The organism is Thermoanaerobacterium sp. CMT5567-10 (genome assembly GCF_030534315.2).
Taxonomy (GTDB): Bacteria; Bacillota; Thermoanaerobacteria; order Thermoanaerobacterales; family Thermoanaerobacteraceae; genus Thermoanaerobacterium.
Genome location: NZ_CP130558.2, coordinates 1,550,239 through 1,570,554 on the forward strand (window position 1 = coordinate 1,550,239; position 20,316 = coordinate 1,570,554).

Genomic DNA, 20,316 nt, shown 5'->3' on the forward strand with positions numbered 1-20,316 from the left:
TACTTTTCGCAATATATATTATGAAACAAGGGCATTTAATATTACATTTTCATATCATAAATAGCATTTGCCAGCTCAGCAAATTTTTCTATAGAAAGCGTCTCTCCCCTCTGTTTAAAATCTATTCCGCATTTTGATAAGGCTTCTATGATTATAGATTGATCTATATTCAACGACTTTAATGAATTTGTTATGACTTTTCTCCTTTGTCCAAATGACGCCTTTACAACCTTGAAAAAGAACTTTTCATTTTTCACAAATACAGGTGGCTCATCAAGAACATGCAGTTTAATAAGCGTTGAACTTACCTTTGGCTTTGGAGAAAAGACTTCTGGAGGAAGATTAAACAACATCTCCGGTTTTGAGTAATAATTTACAGCAATAGTTAATACACCGTATTCTTTGCTTCCTGGTTCTGCACATATTCTCTGGGCCACTTCTTTTTGTATCAAAATCGTTATGTCTTTCATTAAATGTGACTCTAAAAGCTTCATTATAATTGGTGATGTTATGTAATACGGCAAATTTGCAACAACCTTGCATTCATTACCATCAAAATACTTATCAACAACGCCTTTTAAGTCAGCTTTCATAATGTCATTATTTAATATGATTAAATTTTTATATTCTCTTAAATTATCTCTTAAAATATCCACAGCTTCATCGTCTATTTCATAAGCCACCACACTTTTTGCTCTCTCCGCAATCTTTCTAGTCAGTGTTCCTAGACCTGCGCCGATTTCTATTACATTGTCATCTTTTTTTATATCAGCTAAATCGGCTATCTTTGACAATATGTTTTCATCAAATATAAAGTTTTGACCAAGTTTCTTTTTGATATTAAATCCTTTCACTTTCATATCTATCATACCTCGCAGTATTTTTTTCAAAAAACAAGACAGGTAAAACCTGTCTACTTAAGTATATAAACTCTTACAGTTCGTCTTCCCCAATTACATGCTTCTTTATACGATGTAAAGAACAAATCGATGATATTGCCTTTTATCGCTTCCCCAATATCTGCTGCAACCCCAGGCCCATACCCCTCAACATATAACCTGGTACCTAATGGTATCACACGAGGATCAACAGCAATTATGCCACGCCTTACTGTAGCGCCTGTATAAGTTAAAGAACCAGGCGGTGCATCATATCCTGTGGCATCCATTATCTTCATCTCTCTATATCTATAGGTCTCTCCCCTTGATGTAGTCAAAAGCCCCAATGTACCTACCTGCACTATCTCGTTTATAGGGTTTTGCACTACAACATCTTTTAAAACTTGGCGTGATATTTCCTTTCCATCTTCATATGTAATCTTTATTGTTTTTTCACGCTTTCCGTTTTGTCCTTCCTGTACAACCTTCGTCTGTCCTCTTGCCATATCATCATTTTTTACTGTCTGTACTTCGTAAGCTATATCTTCATCTTGTGTAATAATCTTTTCATCTACTCTGGTTATTGTAACATTCATACCGCTGTATGTTTTGCTAGTTATAGGGGTGCTTATTTTATCGATAGGGCTTAGTGTGATTTTCCCTTGTGCTAATACATCTTTTAATGTTGGCTTTACTGTGTATATTGTTATATCTTTTCCATCAACGTGAATTACCACGGGGTATGCTCTTTTGATGTTTACCTTCATGCCTTCTTTTAATTTTGAATCCAATGAAGGTGTAATAACATCTTCTTTTCTAAACTTTATATTTTTCTCTGCTAATAAATCTTTAACTGTGCTTTTAAATGTCGTTGCAACAATTGTTTTTCCATTATCTGTGATTGTAACTTGTTTTTTCAAGTTAACGTATACACTTATACCTGCTAATGAAATAGCCAATGCAGCCAATATCAGAATTACAGCCGGTTTTTTGACAAATTCAATAAGTGCAGCCGGCCAAATTCTTCGGTTGCTTGCATCCATTACATAACCTCCTCATTTCTATTGGGAAGACTTTTTATAATTTTAATATACCATGTTATTTTTGTCAAATTCATTTCATAATTATTATCTCCATTTCCATATTAAGCTATTAATTATATTATCTACTATATTATTATATTATATACATGAAAATATTATGTTTCTTTTAAAAAGAAACACGCCCTTTACGGGCGCATCATCTGCATCATTTGTGTCATTATCGTATATGCCATAGAAACATGATTGTATGCTTCCATAAACATGCTCATGTGCTGCGGTGGGCATTGCATAGGAGGCATCATACCTGGCATCCCCGGCATAGGTCCCATAGATGGTTCGTGAGGACACGGCATTGTAGGTATGGGTCCCATAGATGGTTGCATTGGACCCGTGTATGGTTCCGGATTAATAGGCGGAACGTTTATGGAATTTTCATTCAAATCATCTCTATACATCTTTTTTATATCCCCCTTTATTATTGAAATATCCCATTTCAATACAGTATATGTTCCACTTATTCAATTGCTATAGATTATTTAAAAGTAATATTAAATAATTTTAAGGCATTTGATGCAGTAATATTGCATACGTCATCATAATCCATATTTTTTATCTCAGCTATTTTCTTTGCCACATATTTTACATTCGTAGGCTCATTTCTTTTCCCTCTATACGGCACAGGTGTCAAGTAAGGACTGTCTGTCTCAATTAATAACTTTTCTATCGGCACCTTCATAGCTACATCAACGGCCTTTTTCGCATTTTTAAATGTCACTGGTCCACCTAATGAAATGTAGAAGTTCATCTCTATCAATTGGAATGCCATCTCGCTGCTGCCAGAATAGCTGTGAAAAACACCTCTTAAATTGCTTGTCCACTCTTTTTTGATAATATCCAGCACATCTCCATGTGCATCCCTACCGTGGATTACTATTGGTAAATCATATTTTTTGGCAAGCCTTATCTGTTCTATGAAGCACTGTTTCTGATATTCCACTGGTGGATCGCCGTAATAATAGTCAAGTCCTATCTCTCCTATAGCAACAACTTTTTCTTGAGATAGCAATTCCTCAATTACCGCAATGTCATTTATCTCCTTTTGCGAATGCTCAGGGTGAATGCCAATAGCAGCATATATAAATTCATTGCTTCTAGCAAGCTCAATCGATTTTTTTGACGTCTCAATGCTGGATCCTACATTTATCAAAAATGTAAGTTCATCTTTGCACCTTTTTATAACATCTTCCCTATCTTCGTCATACTTTTCATCTTCCAGGTGTGCATGTGAATCTATAATCATAAAATCATCTCCTAAAGTTTATTATTCATCAATGATATAATTTGCAACATCTTTTTTTATTTTAACATATTTTATCAATGGAAAGTATAAACCCAAAAATAATGATCTTATAGAAAAAACAAGATTACTTTGTTTACATAATCGTCTACAATTTTACGAAAGATCAATTGATTGATTTAACCTTATTATATGCTTTATATATAAGTGATACAGTAATTTCCGAGATTCCACATAGAATAAAAATCGCCTTTGCACTAAATACACTTGTTAAAGCGCCACCTATTCCTAAGGATATTATCGATAAAGGATCGACTAATGAACCTAAAAATCCATAAACCTTGCCTCTATTATCATCATTAGTATTTTCTTGTATTATCGTATCTGTAAGTGTTTCAAATACTACAAATATTACGCCTAAGAAGGTAAAAAGTATTGATGATAATAAAAATATTTTGCTGTTGGAAAATGCAATAAGAGTAATTCCATCAAAAAGCAGTACAGTCGTCATAATTGAAATATTATTAAATTTCTTTCCTATTGAATTTATCAATATACCTCCAATAAGTCCTCCAACACCTGCTAGAGAAAAAAGCATACCACTTCTTGCTGCAAGCAATTTCTCCCCATCTAGGTAGTTCTTAACAAAAATATACACAAGTGGCGTTTGCATACTTATTATAAGCGTACTCAATAGATTAAGATTTATCACCTGTCTTATTACCATGCTGCCTTTGATAAATCCTATTCCTTGCTTTATTTCACTTACTATATTACTAACTGTTTTTGAAACATCATCAAATATATTCTCATTTTCACCTTCTTTAGCTTTTTCATCTATTCTAATAAAGGCTATTAAAATCGCAATTATGATAAATGTAAGACTATCTATTAAAAAAGATATATCATTCCCAAATATAGAAACAATTATACCACCTATAGAATACCCTACTATCATATTTATACTTGATAAACTGCTTCTTATGCTATTTGCCTCTAAGAGATGGTCTTTATCAACCAAAAGCGGGATAATCGAACTTCTGGCGGGATATTCAAATGATGTTAGAATACCGTTTATAAAACTAATTATGTATATTAGGCTCATGTCATTTGCAAATATCAATCCAAAAGACGTAAAAGCAAATAATATATATAAAATCACTAATATGTTCTTTTTTCTCATCTTATCGACTACATTCCCAGCAAACAAGCCTAACAAAAAACTCGGTATTCCTTCAAGCATTAGTGTTGCGCTTAAAGACAGTCCACTATTTGTAAGATACAATATTTTGCTTGAGAGAGCTATCGTCGTAAGTCTTGTGCCAATACCCGATATTATATAGCCAATAATATAAAGCATAAAATTACTATTTGACAACAATGCTCTATTTCTTTTTGCAAAATCATTCATCATGTCATCACTTCTTTCTACAATCTTTAATTTAGCCATGTAAATAGCAAGTATTCTTCATTTGCTGTTAATTAATACTAATCCAATAATGCAAAGCAATATACCAATCAAATTCGCCATTGAAATATTTTCTTTAAATAATATTATACCTATGGGAATTAATAATAGTGTAACAGATACGTTTGAAACTATTGCACCAAAACTTATATCCCATCCTACCCTATATGCAAGGAGAAATCCCAATTCTAATAAAATTATAGATAATCCTAGAGCGCAACTTGTCCAATTTAATCCTTTAAATGAATCAATTAAATCAATATTTTTATGATAGTAAATAAACACTATCAAAGAACCTATTAATGCAGTACAATATGTCAAAATTAGTGATGCAATTGGATCTGACTTTTCTGGTATCATTTTTTGAAAAATATGGTAAAACACATTAGCAATAACAGTTAGTATAATTGGTATATAGTACAAAAATCCCACCCCTTACTCATATTACATTCTTTGTAATTTGCCCCAAAATTTAAATTAATCTTATAATAACACTAATGTTGAATTTTAACAATAACCGTATAAATATCGTCTGGTATATTTTTTGAGATGCAAGTAAAAAATCTATTTACACAAATAAACTATAATCATTCTTGACCTTACATTTATGATAAAATAAACTTATAATATAAAAATGACATATTAAAAGGATGGTAATTGTATAGAATTTTTAACCCCTGGTGAAAAAGTTAAAAAAATAAGAAAAATGCTCAGGATAAAGCAAAAAGAACTACAGGATGAAAACATAACAAGAGGTTTTATAAGCATGATTGAAAGCAACAGAAGCAGAATGAGCATTGACACTGCGAAAAAAATTGCAAAAAAATTCAATGAAAGAGCAAAAGAACTTGGTATAAATTTAAACATAAATGGAGAATATCTTTTTTTAACTCCAAAGCAGGAAGCAGAAAAATATTGCCTTGAAAAATTAAATAATAATATAGAACTTGAACACATAAAAGATATTGACGAAATAATTGAAATTTCCGAAAAATACGGATTGACTGAAATAAAAATTAAAGCTTATATAAAAAGAGCAGATTTGGAATTTGAAAAACATATATATAAAAAACGAAAACTACAACGAAGCTTTAAAATTACTTGAAGAGGGCATAAATCTATCATATAAAAATAACGATATTGAATATATATTGAAAGGAAACTATATGCTAACTGACATTTATAAATATTTAGACGACAATAAAAATCTTAATAATACTTACATGAAAATAATAGATGTATTAGAAAATGTAAATAATGAACGTGAAATCATAAAAATCTTTGCAAGTTTGTCCCTTATGAATCTCGAACAAGGAAATACTAAAGAATGCAAAGACTATCTTAATAAAATAAAATAATTAAAAAAATAAACCAAAACGAATATGCAATTAAAATAAATACATTTTAATTGCATATTTTTCTTTATAATAGTACAATATATTTGTATATATACCATAAAATGTAATTATTGCAATATAAAAATTAAATATTAATAATGGGAGGTGCAAATTTGATGAAGAAAAATATTTTAAAAGCCATAGGATTTGTATTGATTTTTATAACACTATCAACATTAGTTATCAAAATTAAGACATACGAAGATCCTCCATCAATCGGACTTAATGTAGTAATAACAAAAAATGTAATGTAAAAGAAAATGCAACTAATTTTATTTGGAAATTAGTTGCATTTTTAGTTTTTTATATTATACTATAAGCAAAATTAGTAAAAAAGTTAATCATTACTAATGTGCTAATGACTAATAAAATCTTATCATAAGTAAATATCTAAATTTATTATGAAGAGGATGACTAAAAAGATCGTATAAAGTTATTTTAAAAAAATTAATTCCATGATATGACATAAAAGTTATTTAAACAAAATAAAAACTTTTAAGGATGGTAATCCAAATTATGATTAAAAAAACATTGACTTTAGTAATCATTGTAGCCTTACTAATAATTCAAAATGCTACAATGGTTTTTGCTGCTAATACACAAAATTATATTCAACATTATGCATGGTCATCAGATTGGGGAGCTAAAATTTTCGCATTTTATATTGATTATAGCGCAAGCAATTATACTAATTAGCCGATGAAATATATACAAAATCATTATGTTTCAGCTTTCAACCAACAACCTTTAAACCCTGAAATAGGTAATGGTAATTGCTATCTAGTTGGTATTGATTTTACAGGTAGTAGCTCTGGTACTTTAATAGACACGTCAGATAGTTCAAAATTCATAAAAAATCCAAATGGATCAATATGGAACCCTAATACACTAGTTTATTTCGATTTATATAGTTCAAGTATAATAAGCTATTATTCTACATCCGTAAAAACTATAAATGCATCTGTAGAAACAATTTTCCATCTGGATCCGAGTTGGATACCTAGCAATTGGACAGATTACACAAATTTATCATTTACTTTCTAAAAATTGAGGTGAAACTGTATGCAAAGAAAAAAAATTTTTTTATTAATCAGTCTGATTATCATTTTGTCACTAAGCATTGTTACAGCTGCTTTTTCACTATCAGCAAAAAATCCTAGCAACGAAGCAAATCAATTGCAATTAAATAATGTCTTTAAGAATGTCGGTAACTTTTTAAGAGGTAATAAAGATAAACTGCAAGTTGATAAGGGAGATATAATTGCTAAAGTTAATAATATACCAATATATAAAAGTGAATTTGAGCTGCAGAAGGGACTGACGTTGGCTTCAGATGCAGAAATAAGCAATATAGACAATTATATCTTGAATAAACTTGTTAGAAAAAAAGTAGAAGAATACTTGGCATCAAGTTATAATCTAAAAGTTTCACAAGACGAAATAAATTCATATATAGAAAAAGAAAAAAAGGAATTTGCTGATTACCCAGAAGCTAACCAAATGTTGCAAGAAATGATTTCTGCAAGTGGCATGACATCCGAAGAATACTGGAATACTTATGAAAAATATAATGTTAAAAGATTGTTGTTATTTGATAAATTGTACAATGCAATTATAAATAATGGAATAAGAAGTGGAAAGTTAGAAAAAACTAACAGCACAACTTTTAGCCCACAAAGTGAATATAAAAATTATGTTGATAATATTATAGAACAATATGTAAAACAAGCTAAAATATCAATTAACGACAAATATAAAGATATGTTTAAAGATTTTACAGTTAATTAAAATCAAGTAAGAACTAAATAATTATTTTATACAGCATCCTCTTACACCATAGTACGTACCGTTCTATATACGGCGGTTCATTAAGATTTAGGGAGGAAAAATAAATGAAACGAAAATTAATTATGATTGCGACATTGTGCATGCTCATCATATTTTCTATTGGTACCATTAGTTATGCTGTCTCTCCTCAAGTGCAAGCCAATATTGCCGCACAAGACAGCTTTAAAACATTGCTTAAAAGTATTAATACAGAATACCGCGATTTTTATTTTACAACAAAAGATGAAGTATCAATGGCAAAGCTGGGAAATCCAATTCAATGGGCCACTATTGATATTAATAAATATGATCCTTCAATAAAAATAAGTGATCAAGTCACTCGTGAACCATTTTACACATACCCGGTAATAGCTGGAAACAATGTAATAACCGATTTTTCAATCATATTAAAGGATGAAAAATGGCATGTTGTAGATTTTGGCGGAGCATTAACCAAAAATATTTATAAATTAGCAAATGAAAATAACTTTAATCCGGACGATTGCTTTTTACTGAATTTTGGTGGTGATATATTTGTGATTGTTAATACAAATAGAGAAGAGATGGCCTTTTCACCGTATTACTCTGATCAAAATGCTGGTCTAAAAGAAAAAACACTTGTGAACAGCGATATTATTAAAAAATCTTTTATGAACAAAGTGCGTAATATTCAAGAAAAAGCAAAAGAGGGAAATTATAAAACAATAGGCAGCAATGAAGCTCTATATGGACTTCCTCCGTTAGAATTCAAGCAGAAAAGCATTTTCGAACGTTTATCTATTTATTTTAATCATTTATTATAACAATTATTATACAATTTGATCAGCATTCTAAGCTCTTATTAAATAACTGGAAGCTTGTCTTGTATATACTAAAAATACAAGTTAAACAAACTTAAGATAAAATAATGGCGGGCATTACCCGCCTTACTTTTTTATTTAACCTTCGCACCGCTTTCTATGTCTTTATCGACAGTGACAACAGTCAATTTGCCTTCGTTTGATGCCGCCAAAATCATTCCATGTGATTCTATGCCTCTTAATTTTTTAGGCTCCAGATTTGCAACGAGGACGAGTTTTTTACCTATAAGTTCATCTGGTTTGTAATGCAGTGCAAGCCCTGACACAACTTGCCTTACCTCATCACCAACTTTAAGCTTAAGCTTTAATAATTTATCAGCGCCTTCTACTTTTTCCGCTTCCAATACTTCTGCAACCCTCAAATCAATTTTTGCAAAATCATCTATTTTGATGTAATTTGTCTCTTCTTTTACATCTACTTTTTTAGAAGATTCTTTTTCAGCTTCTTTAAGCTCCTTTTCTACATCGATCCTTGGGAAAATATTCTCCCCTCTTTTGACTTTTGTGCCTGATTTCAGTAAGCCGAATTTAAGGCTATCCCATGTTCTTAAATCATTGCCAATTCCAAGCTGTTCATATATCTTGATAGGCGTATTTGGCATAAATGGCGTTATTAAAACTGCGACAAACCTCAACGATTCAACAAGGTTGTAAAGAACAGTTTTAAGCCTTTCTTTTTTACTTTCATCTTTTGCCAATACCCATGGCATCGTCTCGTCAATGTATTTATTTGCACGACCTACAAGCTTCCAAATTTCCGCAAGAGCATTTGAAAACTGCAACTTATCCATATAGCTTTCAACAACTTTTGGCAAATTATTTGCGATAGATATTAACTCATTATCAACATCGTCTTTATCTAAAGCCTCAGGCACTACACCGTCGAAGTATTTTTCTACCATCGTTACAGTCCTGCTTAGAAGATTTCCAAAATCATTGGCAAGGTCAGAGTTTATCCTGGAAATCAAGGCTTCATTTGAGAATACGCCATCTGCCCCAAACGGAACTTCTCTTAAGAGAAAATACCTTATAGCATCTACACCGTATTTTGACACAAGCTCTTTCGGATCAACCACATTGCCCTTCGACTTTGACATCTTGCCGCCTTCTAAAATAAGCCAGCCATGGCCAAACACCTTCTTAGGTAGAGGCAAATCCAGCGCCATAAGCATTGCAGGCCATATAATGGTGTGGAATCTTACGATTTCCTTTCCAACAAGGTGCACATCTGCCGGCCAGTATTTTTTGAAATCTTCGTCGTGGTCTGTAGAATACCCCAATGCAGTTATATAGTTGGAAAGTGCGTCAATCCAAACATATATAACGTGTTTTGGATCGAATGGAACTTTTACGCCCCAGTCAAAGGACGTTCTGGATACGCACAAATCCTCAAGACCAGATTTTATAAAACTTACCATCTCATTCAGCCTTGATTCAGGCTGTATAAAATCTGGATGTTCTTCGTAATATTTAAGAAGTTTGTCTGCGTAATTTGAAAGCTTAAAGAAATAGCTTTCCTCTTTTACAAGCTCTACAGGTCTGCCACAGTCTGGACAGTTTCCATCAACAAGCTGCTTCTCTGTCCAAAATGTCTCGCAAGGAGTACAGTACCATCCTTCATATTCGCTTTTGTATATGTCGCCTTTTTCATAAAGCTTTGTAAATATCTTTTGCACTATCTCTTCATGCTGCTTGTCTGTTGTCCTTATAAACTTATCATTGCTTATGTCCATCGTCTTCCACAAATCTTTTATCCACGCCACAATCTCATCAACATACTGTTTCGGCGTAACGCCTTTTTCCTTAGCCTTTCTCTGTATCTTCTGACCATGCTCGTCTGTCCCTGTCAAAAACATCACATCGTACCCTGTAAGCCTTTTAAACCGTGCCATCGCATCTGCAGCAACAGTTGTATAAGAATGACCTATGTGTAGTTTATCACTGGGATAATATATCGGTGTTGTAATGTAAAACGTCTTTGCCATAAAAATCCTCCTCATCTTATAAATTTATTTTTAAGACGTAAAAAAACCCGCCTCCCAATCAGGGGCGAGTTTGTTCGCGTTACCACCCTTTTTCACATACGCCTCACGGCAGTATGCCTCGTAAAGTGCCATCACACTCTTACTCTGTAACGGGAAATCCCGCCAAAGCCTACTTAGTTTCAGCTTTGAAGCTCGAGGTCCATGTTCAAAAGTTCATTCTCTACTGGCTTTCACCTGACCCAGCTCTCTTTAAGAGAAATTCCTTTCTACTCTTCCCTTCATTGCCTTTTTAATATATTATTTACATCGTTACATAATAATATACTTTATCGCAAATGTATTGTCAACTATATTTTCTCCATCTTCATTCTCTCTTCTACAAATTTTACAGCATCATCTTTATTTTCAATATTGCCGTAAAACTGGTTTTTTCTTAGTTCGTATAATATCTGATTTAAAAGCTTATAATCTTTAAGATCAAAATTGACTATTATATCCAAAGGTGTAAGAAGTGGAGTTTTTGTTTTCTCATAGTCCATGTACCTTCTAAGCATATTCAATATAAAACTTCTATAGCAAGAAGCTTCATTTAGCCGGCCTTGTCCCTTCATTGCAGCCACAACATCAGCCTGCGACAACAGTAAACATCCAATGGAATCATCTTCAAGGTCAGAAAAAAATTTAAACATAGTCTTATTCGACATACCATTTACATAAATCGAAAATGGATTTGCATGGTAGAGGACCATCTTTTTTATCAAAGACGATTCTTTTTTAGCCATTTTTAACCTTTTGGTTATACCTGATACAATTTTTTCTCCCTTTACATCGTGATTGAAAAACTGAATATGATTATCAGCATCAATATAAATTGCATCTTTCTTGCCAATTTCGTGGAACATGGCTGCAATCTTTAATACATCTTTTAACTTATTTCCCGAAGAAAGTTCTTTGTTAAGGTAATTTAAAATTGTTTTTGTCATATCTGCAGGAAATCTGAGCTCCTGCACAATGCTTTCATATTCCTCAACTGTTTTAATCGAATGATACCACGAATCCAAAACCTGATAATAGCAGCCCCCTAATTCCTTCATGTTTTTTATTTCAGGAAATATTGAATCGATTAAGCCCAGCTCGTCCATCATTTTTATATATTTAAATGATTCATTTGATTTCAATATTGCATATATTTCATTCATAATTCTTTCCGATGAGATTTTACTAATCAGATTTGATTTTTCCTTTATAAGATTTTTTGTATCTTCTTCTATTGAAAATTTATACTTAGAAGCAAATCTCACGGCTCTAAGCATCCTTAAAGGATCGTCATCAAATGAATCTTTGCTTACACATCTAATCTTTTTATTTTGAAGGTCTCGTAACCCTCCAAATGGATCTATTATCAAATTGCTATCAAAAAAATCATTTAATCTCAGTGCCATTGCATTTATTGTAAAATCTCTATGTCTTAAATCTTCTTCTATGTATTCGCCTCTTAATTGTGTAAAATCCATCATAATTTTTTCATACACAACTTTATACGTTCCTCTTTCTTCTGCATACGGGACATAAGAACCTCCTAGCTTTTCAGACACCATCTTTGATATTGATGCAACATCGCCTATGACAGCAAAATCATAATCACTAATTTCTCTATTTAATAACCTATCTCTTATAGTTCCACCTACGACATAGACATTCTCAGCAAAATCATCAAGTATACGTTTTATCCTATTTATTAATATTGTCATCTTAAAAAATCCCCTTAGCTTTATAAGATATTACCATCTCTAGTATATCAAATTTTTAAAAGTAAACAAGCTAAAAAAACAGTCTACTGTAAAAAACTGATGAAAGTATAGCAACTATATCTGCTGCAATTCCTGCTATTATTGAATGCCTCATTTTTTTTACACCTACAGAACCAAAATAAACTGCCAAAACGTAAAAAGTTGTCTCCGTTGAACCATACATAACAGAAGCAAGTTTCGCTATAAAAGAATCAGGACCTTTTGACTTGATTAATTCAGTAGCTATGCCTAATGAACCACTTCCTGAAAGAGGCCTTATAAGAGCCAGTGGTACAACATCTGATGGCATCCCTATTTTTGATGTAAAAGGTTCAATAAGCTTTGCAAGTGCGTCTAATGTGCCTGACGACCTTAAAACACCGACAGCCACCAGCATTGCCAGCAAGGCCGGAAATATTTTTACCATCGTATTGATTCCATCCTTTGCACCATCAACAAACACTTCATATACTTTAACATGTTTTATTAGCCCATACAATGGAATTATCAACAAAATAGACGGTATAATAAACTCTGATATTACTTTCAACATAAAATAATCACTCCTTAAAAAGTGGTGATTTTTCCAATACCTTTACAACTATGATTCCAGCAATCAAGGCGGTAATACTAGAAAGAAGACCTACAACAACAAAGTCTGCCGGATTCTTAGCACCTAAAGATGCCCTTAAACCTATCATGACAGCAGGAAGCAGTTGAACTGATGCAGTATTTATAACAAGAAATGTACACATGGAATTTGATGCAACATCTCGATTATTTAATTCTTGAAGATACTCCATAGCCTTTATGCCAAAAGGTGTAGCTGCATTACCTAAACCCAGCATGTTGGCCGATATATTCATAATCATGGCACCAATCGCAGGATGATCTTCAGGCACTTCCGGAAAGAGTTTTATAATTGCAGGTTTCAGCAGCTTTGACAACACTTCCATAAGACCTGATTTTTCAGCAATCTGCATGATGCCGAGCCATAAAGACATTATACCTATTAATCCGATAGATATAGTAACAGCTGCCTCAGACGAATCGATAATGGCTTTCGACACATCACCGATCCTGCCGTTTATTATACCTACTACTACGCCAATTCCTATCATAAAAAACCAAATATAATTTATCAATTGTATCTCCTCCATTCTATAAAAATTTATGTTAATTTTTAAAAAAAATGCCATTAAAGTATTGACTTATTTTGCAAAACTTGGTATTATTAGATATGCAAAGAATTTGTCGAATTTTGTAGCTTTAGGAGGGGAGAGTAATGTTGAAATCTACAGGAATAGTTCGAAAAGTTGATGAACTGGGAAGAGTCGTCATTCCTATCGAGCTTAGAAGGACACTGAATATAGCCGAAAGAGACGCTCTCGAAATTTATGTAGATGGTGAGCAGATTGTACTTAAAAAATATGAGCCTGCATGCATTTTTTGTGGCAATGCAGAAAACGTCGTTAATTACAAAGGTAAAAACATCTGCAAAAACTGTCTTGATGACATTAAAAAAAGCGAATAAGAATAAAAAAATAATAGAAGTTTACCTTCTATTATTTTTTTATTCTATTTCATTCTTGTTGTAGGGCTCCATATGGACAATAACTTCTGTAACACCAGGTATCTCATTTTTAAGCCTTTCTTCCAACTGACTGGCTATATCGTGAGCATCAATTATGTTTTCACTGGGATCTACCATGATATGGAGATCTATATTTATATCATCTTCTCGTCCTCTACTTCTTATTTGATGACAAGACAAAACACCTTTTACACTTACAGCAATGTCATGAATTCTCTTCGAATCTACCACCACTCTATCGCACAAAATGTCAGAACTGTGCTTTATTATTTCTATACCGGCTTTTATAATGAAGATTGATATAATTACAGAAATGATAGGATCGATGTAAGGCGAGATTCCAAGCTTTAATGCTATAAGCGTTATAAGCACAGACACAGATACATAAATATCACTTTTAGTGTGAAGCGAATCTGACACAAGTATATCACTTTTTAGCTTAACACCTTGCCTGTACTCGTAAGTAAAAACAAATATATTTACCAAGAGTGTTGCAATCATTATTATGAAGCTATCTAAAGTAATCTTTGGAATAACAGGATTTAAAAATCGGCTGTAGGCTTCTTTTAGTATGTTGTAGCTGACCACAAACAGCATTACAGATATAAAAATGGACGAAAATGTCTCAAACTTTTTATGCCCATAGGGATGCTCTTCATCTTCTGGTTTTGATGCAAGGTAAATACCCACAAGCCCTACTATATTGCCTGAGCTATCTGATAGAGAATGATATCCGTCAGCCACCATACTAGCACTTTTAATGTACATACCGTATAAAAGTTTAGCTAATGCCACAATTATATTTAATGCCAAAATAAGTATTAAAACTTGTTTAACCTTTTTAAATGAATTCATCATAAAACCGCCTTTTTATATCAATTGATAATATTTAATATAATACATATTATATGCTTAAACTTAAAAATATGCAACACAATTAGAATTTTTTATTTTTGAAATTATTGATTATCATTATCAATTGATATTGAGAAACAGAATCGAATTATCTGTCTTCCTTTAATGTAAGTTTATAAATTTCACTTTTTGGTATTTTTAATTGCTTTGCCGTCAATTTAATCGCTTCTTTTTTGTCCATACCACACTGAAGGTATTTTTGCAGAAGCTCATTAGGTTCCAGCGAAATCTCATCTTTTGCACCTTCAATTAAAACTACCAATTCTCCTTTTACCCCTTCACCTATTTTACATAAAACTTCCTCCACAGTTCCTCTCAAATACTCCTCGTGCACTTTTGTAAGCTCCCGCGCTATTACTATCTTTCTACCACCTATGCACGATTTAATTTCATTTAATGTAGAAATTATTCTATGAGGTGCTTCATAAATGATAACTGTTTTCTTTTCTCTTGATATTTCCTTCATAGCATTTTCTCTATCACTTTTTTTAGTAGGTAAAAAGCCTAAAAAGACAAATTTCTTAGTGTCAAGTCCAGAACCTACAAGTGCTGTCGTTATAGCCGTTGCACCTGGAAGCGATATTACATTTATTTTTTCATTTATGCAAAGCTTCACAAGGTCTTCCCCAGGGTCAGATATGCCGGGTGTACCTGCATCTGTAACTAATGCTATGTTTTTCCCGGACTTTAACTCGTCAATAAGCTTTAATCCACTTGAAACCTTGTTATGTTCGTGATAGCTTACAACTGTTTTTTTTATATCATAGTAATTTAAAAGTTTCATAGTTTGCCTTGTATCCTCTGCAGCAATAATATCTACTTCCTTAAGTATCCTTAAAACCCTTAATGTTATATCTTCAAGATTGCCTATTGGAGTCGGACATAAAAATAGATTTCCAGACATTTTATTCCTCCTCTATTGTAGTTTTGCCATATATGCTTAAAAGCTCGTCAGTGTATTTTCCTTCCCTATTATAAATGTACAAAGGCTTCATTATGATAACACCACTTTTTGCACCTTTTTTAGCTTCAACCAATACTAAATTTGGTTTTTCTTCAACATATGGATGTACAAATCTAATTTTTTTAGGCTCGAGATTGCAAATCCTTAAATTATAAACAATATCCACAAGTCTATCCACCCTATGTACCATAAAAAACTTTCCACCGAATTTCAAAAGCTTAGATGCTACTTTGACAAAATCCTGCAATCCGCCATTTATCTCGTATCTTGAGATGTTCTCACTTTCATTGCTTTTATCAAATCCCGTCTTATGTGGCATATAAGGTGGATTTGTTGTCACTATATCATATTTTTCAACACCTAACTTATCCACAATATTTCGTATATCATCATTTATTATTTCTATTCTGTCTGTAAAATTATTAAGTTCCACGTTTCTCAATGCAATGTTTGCAACATCACCTTGTATTTCCACACCTATAATATGTGTATCCCTAGACTTTCCAGCAATTAAGATAGGTATAATTCCAGTACCACAACCTAAATCGATAATTTTATCTCCTCTTTTAGTGTATACAAAATTTGAAAGCAATACTGCATCCATTCCAAATTTGAATTTATATTCATGCTGAATAATTTTAAGTCCATTTAAATTTAAATCATCAATTCTTTCACCATTCTTTAGCATATTCCCACCTCATTACAAATAATTTTACCATATTGATAAATTAATATAAATTGTATTGAAAAATGGATATAAGCAAAGTATACTATATAAAGAGTTTATACATAGGGAGGAATGTGCTGGTGACGCACCCATTGTTAGTACCTCACGTATCATCAGAAATAGGAAATTTAAAAGCAGTTATTTTGCACAAGCCCGGAAAAGAATTAGAAAGGCTTACTCCTCAAAATCTATCAGAACTGCTTTTTGATGATATTCCATGGGTTAGAAAGATACAAGAAGAACATGATGAGTTTGCAAAAGTATTAAGAGATAATGGTATAACTGTGTTTTATATTAAAGATCTCTTAAAAGATGTATTAAAAGATGAGAATATAAAAGAACAATTTATTGTTGATCTTCTCAAGATAAATGGCATCACATATCTTGAGTCAAAAAATTATTTAAAAGATTACCTTATGGATATAAGCTATGACGATATTGCAGAAATAGCCATTAGCGGCCTTGAAAAGGGAGATATTGATAGTGTCGTGCCAATGGGACTGGCAGAATTCATCTATGAAGATCACTATTTTTATATTAAACCTCTCCCAAACATGTATTTTACAAGGGATCCGGGTGCAATGATAGATGGAGGCCTCATGATAAGCTCTATGAAAACAGCTGCAAGAAGACCGGAGACTCTTATATTAAAATATATATACAAAAATCACGATATATTTAAGAGAAACAATATTCCATGTTGGTACGACAACACGTATTTTCATTCTCTAGAAGGTGGAGATGTGCTGATATTAAGTGATAAAGTAATTGCAATAGGTTGCGGTGAGAGGACAACACCACAGGCTATAGAGCAGCTAGCACGCAATCTTTTTGAAGGTGGATCAACTGTTGAACATATCCTTGTGGTACAAATACCTATCAACAGGTCTTATATGCACCTTGATACAGTATTTACAATGGTAGACAAAGAAAGATTCGTATTTTATCCCGGGATAAAAAGGGATTTAAGAGTGTTCAGCATAATAAAAGAGGATAAAGGTTTTTCAATAAAAAAGGAAAAAGATCTTCAGGATGCATTAAAATCAGCACTTAATCTAAGCAATATAGAGATAATACCAACAGGCGGTCTAAATACAATAACATCAGCAAGGGAACAATGGAGCGACAGCACAAATACGCTTGCTATAGCACCTGGCAAAGTCATAACATATTCTCGAAATGAATCATCTAATAAAATAATGGAGAAAGAAGGCATTGAAGTCATCGGGATAGAAGGCTCTGAACTGTCAAGAGGTAGAGGCGGTCCAAGATGTATGAGTATGCCGCTAATAAGAGATTAGGGGGCTTAACCCTCTTTTTAATAATTTCTTAATATTTGTATTATATAATTATAAGTAAAAATACTATAGAGGGTGTGTTTTATTTGAAAAGGGTTATTATTGCTTTATTGCTCTTATTAATGTCTTTTACTTTAATGCCTCAAAGAGATTATGCAGCTACAAACAGTAATAAAAAAGTTGTTCTTGTCATAATCGATAGAGTAAGCCTTAACGATTATATAAAGTATGATGCAAAAAACATAGAGAAGCTAATCAATAACGGCACAGTTGGACTTATGAATGTAAGAAATGCTGACGGTTATGTTGACGCATCTGGATATTTAACATTCGGAACAGGAACCAGAGCCAGTGCTCATGGTATTAGCGCAATAAATCTTAATGTAAATGAAAATTATACTTTTGGAAATGCAGGCGAAATTTACAAGCTTAACACAAGAAATGACTATGGCAATAATAATATTGTAAATATAGGCATATCAAATCTTATCAGCAGCAGCGAAAGTGCCGATTATAAGATAACACCCGGCCTTTTAGGGCAATTATTAAAGGACAACAACATACCTACGTATGTATTTGGGAATTCTGACATTGCATCAGACAATTCCATTACGTATAGAAGGTATGGTGCTCTCATCGCAATGGATGAAAAAGGTACAGCTTTTGGTGACGTCAGTGAAAATATATTAATGTACGACAAAAACAGTCCATATTTTATGAGGACTGATTACAACAAAATTCTCGATTATTTTAAAGAGTATGAAAAAAATGGAGGATTTTTTGTAATAGACACAGGCGATACTTCAAGAGTCGACAGTTATTCAACTAATGTTTCAAGTGAAATTGCATCAAAATATAAAAAATACGCCATCATCAATGCAGACAATTTTATAGGTAAATTATTAGAAAACATAGATACTTCAAAAGATTTGCTTATAGTTGCAACACCATGTCCTTCCAAAAGCGCCATATCCTCCAGCAATCTATTGGCACCTATAATTATCTATGGTCATGGATATAATGGCCTTACAACGTCTTTGACCACAAAAAGGGATGGCATAATAACAAATATAGATTTGGCACCAACGATTCTCAGCTATTTTAATATTAAACCACCTGTTGAAATGCTAGGTCATCCAATAACAAATATAAAAGCTCACGACAAAGTAAACTATCTGGAAAATTTAAACAGTAAAGTCGTGTCTATTTACACAGCACGGCCTATCGTCCTTAAAAGTTATGTAATTTTTCTCATTATAATTTTAATACTTTATCTGATTACATTATTTTTAAAGATTGGATATTTAAAATACTTAAAACCAATAGTACTAGGTGTAATGATTGTTCCTTTGTCTCTCTTGATTTTATCGCTTTTTAGCCCCTTGTCCATTTATTCCAGCATTATTGTTTTAATTGTAATAACAACACTTTTATTGCTTCTCATTAAATTGGTTGTAAAAGATGAATTCAATATGCTGATAGTCATAAGCCTTTTGACTGCCATAATTATTGCAGCAGATATTTTTACAGGTGCACACCTTATGAAGGGCTCTATATTAGGATATGACGTTATTGCAGGTGCAAGATTTTACGGTATAGGGAATGAATACATGGGCGTATTAATAGGATCCACCATAATGGGTGTTATGACATTTATTCAAAAATACGACAACAGAGCTAATAAATTATTAGGTGTTTTGTTTTTCGCCTTAGTATTTATGTTGATGATACTTCCACAGTACGGAGCAAAGATAGGCGGTTTTATAACAGGTTTTATGGCATTTGGCGTAACGCTTTTGCTTATGTCAGAGATTAAAATCAATTTTAAAAATCTATTATTATTGTCTCTTATTATGATTGTACTTTTGACCCTCATGTTCATAGCATCCATGTTTATGTGCACCATCACCCACATGGCACAAACAGCATTGATTGTAAAAAATGAAGGAATAACAGCACTGTACAAGATATTCGCCCGCAAATTAAATATGGAACTGACATTAATAAGATATACCATATGGTCTTGGGTTTTAATCATAACAATAATAAGCTTGTTTATCCTGTCATATAAGCCTACAGGAATACTTAAGAGCATATTTAAGAAAAATAAATACATCTACTACGGTTTTTTCGGCAGTATTGTAGGAATGCTTTTCGCTTTAGCATTTAATGATGCTGGTATAGTAGCCGCATCTACAATGTGCATATATGCATTTCCTCCTATATTGATAATGTTAGAAAGAGAAATAAAACAAAATGAAATTTAGGAGATG

The 20,316-nt window shown here is 32.4% G+C and carries 21 protein-coding genes and 1 other annotated feature; of the genes, 8 read left to right on the forward strand and 13 right to left on the reverse strand.

Going from position 1 to position 20,316, the window contains the following annotated elements:
• Positions 1-41: 41 nt before the first annotated feature.
• The 6 genes from rsmA to Q2T46_RS08045 form a co-directional block, all read right to left on the reverse strand.
• A complete protein-coding gene (gene rsmA, locus Q2T46_RS08020; RefSeq protein ID WP_303263441.1) occupies positions 42-860 on the reverse strand; it encodes a 16S rRNA (adenine(1518)-N(6)/adenine(1519)-N(6))-dimethyltransferase RsmA in 819 nt (272 codons plus the stop codon).
• Positions 861-913: 53 nt separating this feature from the next.
• Positions 914-1,921, reverse strand: coding sequence for a G5 domain-containing protein (locus Q2T46_RS08025; protein ID WP_303263440.1), 1,008 nt, complete (start codon positions 1,919-1,921; stop codon positions 914-916).
• Between the two features lie 185 nt (positions 1,922-2,106).
• Positions 2,107-2,376, reverse strand: coding sequence for a hypothetical protein (locus tag Q2T46_RS08030; RefSeq protein ID WP_303263439.1), 270 nt, complete (start codon positions 2,374-2,376; stop codon positions 2,107-2,109).
• A 77-nt stretch (positions 2,377-2,453) separates the two neighbouring features.
• Positions 2,454-3,221, reverse strand: coding sequence for a TatD family hydrolase (locus Q2T46_RS08035; RefSeq protein ID WP_303263438.1), 768 nt, complete (start codon positions 3,219-3,221; stop codon positions 2,454-2,456).
• A 163-nt stretch (positions 3,222-3,384) separates the two neighbouring features.
• Positions 3,385-4,668, reverse strand: a complete 1,284-nt coding sequence (locus tag Q2T46_RS08040; RefSeq protein ID WP_303263436.1) for an MFS transporter — start codon at positions 4,666-4,668, stop codon at positions 3,385-3,387.
• 18 nt (positions 4,669-4,686) lie between these two features.
• On the reverse strand, positions 4,687-5,109 hold the full coding sequence (locus Q2T46_RS08045; RefSeq protein ID WP_311062216.1) for an EamA family transporter: 423 nt from the start codon (positions 5,107-5,109) through the stop codon (positions 4,687-4,689).
• A gap of 283 nt (positions 5,110-5,392) precedes the next feature.
• On the opposite strand from Q2T46_RS08045, the gene Q2T46_RS08050 reads away from it, so the two are divergent.
• The 5 genes from Q2T46_RS08050 (at position 5,393) to Q2T46_RS08070 (ending at position 8,713) form a co-directional block, all read left to right on the forward strand.
• Positions 5,393-5,791 (forward strand): helix-turn-helix transcriptional regulator, encoded by a 399-nt coding sequence (locus tag Q2T46_RS08050; RefSeq protein WP_303263433.1) that lies wholly within the window; start codon positions 5,393-5,395, stop codon positions 5,789-5,791.
• A 61-nt stretch (positions 5,792-5,852) separates the two neighbouring features.
• A complete protein-coding gene (locus Q2T46_RS08055; protein WP_303263432.1) occupies positions 5,853-6,044 on the forward strand; it encodes a hypothetical protein in 192 nt (63 codons plus the stop codon).
• A 155-nt stretch (positions 6,045-6,199) separates the two neighbouring features.
• Positions 6,200-6,337, forward strand: coding sequence for a hypothetical protein (locus tag Q2T46_RS08060; RefSeq protein WP_311062217.1), 138 nt, complete (start codon positions 6,200-6,202; stop codon positions 6,335-6,337).
• An 808-nt stretch (positions 6,338-7,145) separates the two neighbouring features.
• A complete protein-coding gene (locus tag Q2T46_RS08065; protein WP_303263429.1) occupies positions 7,146-7,871 on the forward strand; it encodes a hypothetical protein in 726 nt (241 codons plus the stop codon).
• 104 nt (positions 7,872-7,975) lie between these two features.
• A complete protein-coding gene (locus tag Q2T46_RS08070; RefSeq protein ID WP_303263428.1) occupies positions 7,976-8,713 on the forward strand; it encodes a hypothetical protein in 738 nt (245 codons plus the stop codon).
• A gap of 131 nt (positions 8,714-8,844) precedes the next feature.
• On the opposite strand, the gene metG is transcribed toward Q2T46_RS08070, so the two are convergent.
• The 4 genes from metG to Q2T46_RS08090 all read right to left on the reverse strand — a co-directional run bounded on the left by metG (position 8,845) and on the right by Q2T46_RS08090 (position 13,690).
• Positions 8,845-10,755, reverse strand: a complete 1,911-nt coding sequence (gene metG, locus Q2T46_RS08075) for a methionine--tRNA ligase (protein WP_303263427.1) — start codon at positions 10,753-10,755, stop codon at positions 8,845-8,847.
• Between the two features lie 57 nt (positions 10,756-10,812).
• Positions 10,813-11,046 (reverse strand) — a binding site (T-box leader).
• A 56-nt stretch (positions 11,047-11,102) separates the two neighbouring features.
• On the reverse strand, positions 11,103-12,506 hold the full coding sequence (locus Q2T46_RS08080) for a CCA tRNA nucleotidyltransferase (protein WP_303263426.1): 1,404 nt from the start codon (positions 12,504-12,506) through the stop codon (positions 11,103-11,105).
• A gap of 70 nt (positions 12,507-12,576) precedes the next feature.
• On the reverse strand, positions 12,577-13,098 hold the full coding sequence (locus Q2T46_RS08085; RefSeq protein WP_303263425.1) for a spore maturation protein: 522 nt from the start codon (positions 13,096-13,098) through the stop codon (positions 12,577-12,579).
• A 7-nt stretch (positions 13,099-13,105) separates the two neighbouring features.
• The gene (locus Q2T46_RS08090) at positions 13,106-13,690 is read right to left on the reverse strand and encodes a nucleoside recognition domain-containing protein (RefSeq protein WP_303263424.1); all 585 of its coding nucleotides are present in this window, start codon (positions 13,688-13,690) and stop codon (positions 13,106-13,108) included.
• Between the two features lie 140 nt (positions 13,691-13,830).
• Here Q2T46_RS08090 and Q2T46_RS08095 point away from each other — a divergent pair, with 140 nt between their 5' ends.
• Positions 13,831-14,079 (forward strand): AbrB/MazE/SpoVT family DNA-binding domain-containing protein, encoded by a 249-nt coding sequence (locus tag Q2T46_RS08095; protein ID WP_013296657.1) that lies wholly within the window; start codon positions 13,831-13,833, stop codon positions 14,077-14,079.
• Positions 14,080-14,118: 39 nt separating this feature from the next.
• Here Q2T46_RS08095 and Q2T46_RS08100 read toward each other — a convergent pair whose 3' ends face one another.
• The 3 genes from Q2T46_RS08100 to Q2T46_RS08110 all read right to left on the reverse strand — a co-directional run bounded on the left by Q2T46_RS08100 (position 14,119) and on the right by Q2T46_RS08110 (position 16,706).
• Positions 14,119-14,994 carry a cation diffusion facilitator family transporter gene (locus tag Q2T46_RS08100; protein WP_311062219.1) on the reverse strand — a complete coding sequence of 292 codons (876 nt, stop codon included), beginning with the start codon at positions 14,992-14,994 and terminating at the stop codon, positions 14,119-14,121.
• A gap of 148 nt (positions 14,995-15,142) precedes the next feature.
• A complete protein-coding gene (rsmI, locus tag Q2T46_RS08105; protein ID WP_303263421.1) occupies positions 15,143-15,958 on the reverse strand; it encodes a 16S rRNA (cytidine(1402)-2'-O)-methyltransferase in 816 nt (271 codons plus the stop codon).
• Position 15,959: 1 nt separating this feature from the next.
• Positions 15,960-16,706 (reverse strand): tRNA1(Val) (adenine(37)-N6)-methyltransferase, encoded by a 747-nt coding sequence (locus tag Q2T46_RS08110; protein ID WP_303263420.1) that lies wholly within the window; start codon positions 16,704-16,706, stop codon positions 15,960-15,962.
• A 119-nt stretch (positions 16,707-16,825) separates the two neighbouring features.
• Between Q2T46_RS08110 and Q2T46_RS08115 the strand changes: the two genes are divergently transcribed.
• Together Q2T46_RS08115 and Q2T46_RS08120 are read left to right on the forward strand one after the other, a co-directional pair.
• A complete protein-coding gene (locus Q2T46_RS08115) occupies positions 16,826-18,046 on the forward strand; it encodes an arginine deiminase (RefSeq protein WP_303263419.1) in 1,221 nt (406 codons plus the stop codon).
• A 119-nt stretch (positions 18,047-18,165) separates the two neighbouring features.
• Positions 18,166-20,310, forward strand: coding sequence for a hypothetical protein (locus tag Q2T46_RS08120; protein WP_399388576.1), 2,145 nt, complete (start codon positions 18,166-18,168; stop codon positions 20,308-20,310).
• Positions 20,311-20,316: the final 6 nt, after the last annotated feature.

What these genes read in the sequence shown, in the direction of transcription:
- Q2T46_RS08080 (WP_303263426.1), bottom strand. Translation starts at nt 12,506, where the DNA reads ATGACAATATTAATAAATAGGATAAAACGTATACTTGATGATTTTGCT.
- Q2T46_RS08120 (WP_399388576.1), top strand. Translation starts at nt 18,166, where the DNA reads ATGTCTTTTACTTTAATGCCTCAAAGAGATTATGCAGCTACAAACAGT.
- Q2T46_RS08100 (WP_311062219.1), bottom strand. Translation starts at nt 14,994, where the DNA reads ATGAATTCATTTAAAAAGGTTAAACAAGTTTTAATACTTATTTTGGCA.
- Q2T46_RS08085 (WP_303263425.1), bottom strand. Translation starts at nt 13,098, where the DNA reads ATGTTGAAAGTAATATCAGAGTTTATTATACCGTCTATTTTGTTGATA.
- Q2T46_RS08050 (WP_303263433.1), top strand. Translation starts at nt 5,393, where the DNA reads ATGCTCAGGATAAAGCAAAAAGAACTACAGGATGAAAACATAACAAGA.
- rsmA (WP_303263441.1), bottom strand. Translation starts at nt 860, where the DNA reads ATGAAAGTGAAAGGATTTAATATCAAAAAGAAACTTGGTCAAAACTTT.
- Q2T46_RS08095 (WP_013296657.1), top strand. Translation starts at nt 13,831, where the DNA reads ATGTTGAAATCTACAGGAATAGTTCGAAAAGTTGATGAACTGGGAAGA.
- metG (WP_303263427.1), bottom strand. Translation starts at nt 10,755, where the DNA reads ATGGCAAAGACGTTTTACATTACAACACCGATATATTATCCCAGTGAT.
- Q2T46_RS08035 (WP_303263438.1), bottom strand. Translation starts at nt 3,221, where the DNA reads ATGATTATAGATTCACATGCACACCTGGAAGATGAAAAGTATGACGAA.
- Q2T46_RS08110 (WP_303263420.1), bottom strand. Translation starts at nt 16,706, where the DNA reads ATGCTAAAGAATGGTGAAAGAATTGATGATTTAAATTTAAATGGACTT.
- Q2T46_RS08025 (WP_303263440.1), bottom strand. Translation starts at nt 1,921, where the DNA reads ATGGATGCAAGCAACCGAAGAATTTGGCCGGCTGCACTTATTGAATTT.
- Q2T46_RS08055 (WP_303263432.1), top strand. Translation starts at nt 5,853, where the DNA reads ATGCTAACTGACATTTATAAATATTTAGACGACAATAAAAATCTTAAT.
- Q2T46_RS08060 (WP_311062217.1), top strand. Translation starts at nt 6,200, where the DNA reads ATGAAGAAAAATATTTTAAAAGCCATAGGATTTGTATTGATTTTTATA.
- Q2T46_RS08040 (WP_303263436.1), bottom strand. Translation starts at nt 4,668, where the DNA reads ATGGCTAAATTAAAGATTGTAGAAAGAAGTGATGACATGATGAATGAT.
- rsmI (WP_303263421.1), bottom strand. Translation starts at nt 15,958, where the DNA reads ATGTCTGGAAATCTATTTTTATGTCCGACTCCAATAGGCAATCTTGAA.
- Q2T46_RS08070 (WP_303263428.1), top strand. Translation starts at nt 7,976, where the DNA reads ATGAAACGAAAATTAATTATGATTGCGACATTGTGCATGCTCATCATA.
- Q2T46_RS08030 (WP_303263439.1), bottom strand. Translation starts at nt 2,376, where the DNA reads ATGTATAGAGATGATTTGAATGAAAATTCCATAAACGTTCCGCCTATT.
- Q2T46_RS08065 (WP_303263429.1), top strand. Translation starts at nt 7,146, where the DNA reads ATGCAAAGAAAAAAAATTTTTTTATTAATCAGTCTGATTATCATTTTG.